1 protein-coding gene and 1 pseudogene are annotated in these 1,628 nt (G+C 59.5%); both read left to right on the forward strand.

Annotated features, from left to right (window positions below; genetic code table 11):
• Positions 1–421 precede the first annotated feature (421 nt).
• Positions 422–853, forward strand: coding sequence for a universal stress protein (locus tag CKO36_RS19010; RefSeq protein ID WP_200286471.1), 432 nt, complete (start codon positions 422–424; stop codon positions 851–853).
• Positions 854–920: 67 nt separating this feature from the next.
• Positions 921–1,502, forward strand: a pseudogene (locus tag CKO36_RS19015) (BCCT family transporter); the annotation flags it as partial.
• Between the last annotated feature and the right edge of the window lie 126 nt (positions 1,503–1,628).

Here is a 1,628-nt window from a genome sequence, read left to right on the forward strand (position 1 = left end):
ATACGGGGATCTTCAAGGCTGGCAAAATGCTCGATCATGCTGGCGGACACTCAAGGCTCCTCAAGGCGATTGGCTAACAGGGGGCCGCAACATCATGTCAGATCTAGCGTTAATACGCGCTCGCCCTGGGCCGTGGTGCGCTTTAGCGGCAGAACATGATCTGGATTGCTATACTCAAGAAAACACTTGCACATTGCGTCTGAACTTTTCCAGACAGACTTTTATTGACTGGCGTCTTGCAACAAAGGCGCTCCCCCCCGACTCGCAACATTCTGAAGTTGGCGCTCCACCGTCCCGGTCTTTGGTCGCCACATCATCGTTCTGCTAGACTCTCGGACTTCCTACCCGATGAGCGGGTGGCGCGGAGTGCAGGATGATCTTCGCAGCATGACGCTCGCGTAACCCCAGGAGGCACAGATTCATGTTTCACAAGATTATGGTGCCAGTGGATCTTGCGCACTTGGGTGCGCTGGAAAAGGCTTTGACCGTCGCGGCCGATCTCTCGCGCCACTACAGAGCGGCCTTGTGCTATGTCGGTGTGACCACCTCCCAGCCCAGTGCAGTGGCCCGCACGCCTGAGGAATATGAGGTCAAGCTCAGGGCGTTTGCCCACCAGCATGCGCCCGATAGCGGCCATGAGCCGACGGCGCGCGTCTATAACAGCCATGACCCGGCCGCCGACCTGGACAAAATCCTCGTCCAGGCCATTGATGATGTCGGCGCCGACCTGGTGGTGATGGCAACACATCTGCCTACCCATCTCGATGCCATCATGCCGGCCAACGGGGCCAAGATCGCCCAGCACACCAAGGCATCCGTGTTTCTCGTGCGCCGGGATCTGTCCGCCGTATAACACGGCGCTTCACGCGACCACCGCGCAAGCCCCTCTATTCGAATTCAGGCAGTCAAGGGAGAACCCCATGGAAGAAAAACCTGCACCAGCGCTGGACATCCCGCTCGAGTCGGTCGGCATACCGGCCCCGCAGGGGGCGGCCAATCTGATCGATACTGATTACCAGATCGGTCAGGACAACTACCAGGCCCGTCCCCTCGGGGTGAGTATCGACATCCACAGTGCCGTGTTTGCCGTGTCGGCCCTGATGATCTTTGGCTTCGTGGTGCTGACCCTAGCCCTGCCCGAGCAGGCGACTGCCATCTTTAACGGGGCGAAGAACTGGATCAACACCAATGCGACCTGGTTTTACCTGCTGTCAGCCAACGTCTTCGTGTTGCTGTGTCTCGGCCTGATTTTCTCGCCCCTGGGGCGTATCCGCATCGGTGGCGCCGAAGCGACGCCGGACTTCTCGCGAACCTCCTGGTTCGCCATGCTGTTCGCGGCGGGGATGGGCATTGGCCTGATGTTCTATGGCGTGGCTGAGCCCTTGACTCACTACGGGACATCCCTGGAAGGCATCGTTGTTGGCGAGGACGGCGTACGCACGGACTGGGCTCCTCTCGGGGGAGCGGTCGGCGATGAGGCGGCCGCCGTCCGCTTGGGCATGGGGTGCTACCTTTCAATAATGTCCTTAGCAAGGCTGAGCACCGAACTGATCGATCTTGTCCCAGAATTGCGCCCAGCGTCCGGTCGACTGAACCAATGCACGTAAGCTCAAAACAATCTTGGCGCC

Source organism: Rhabdochromatium marinum, from assembly GCF_016583795.1.
In the GTDB taxonomy this organism is placed as follows: Bacteria; Pseudomonadota; Gammaproteobacteria; order Chromatiales; family Chromatiaceae; genus Rhabdochromatium; species Rhabdochromatium marinum.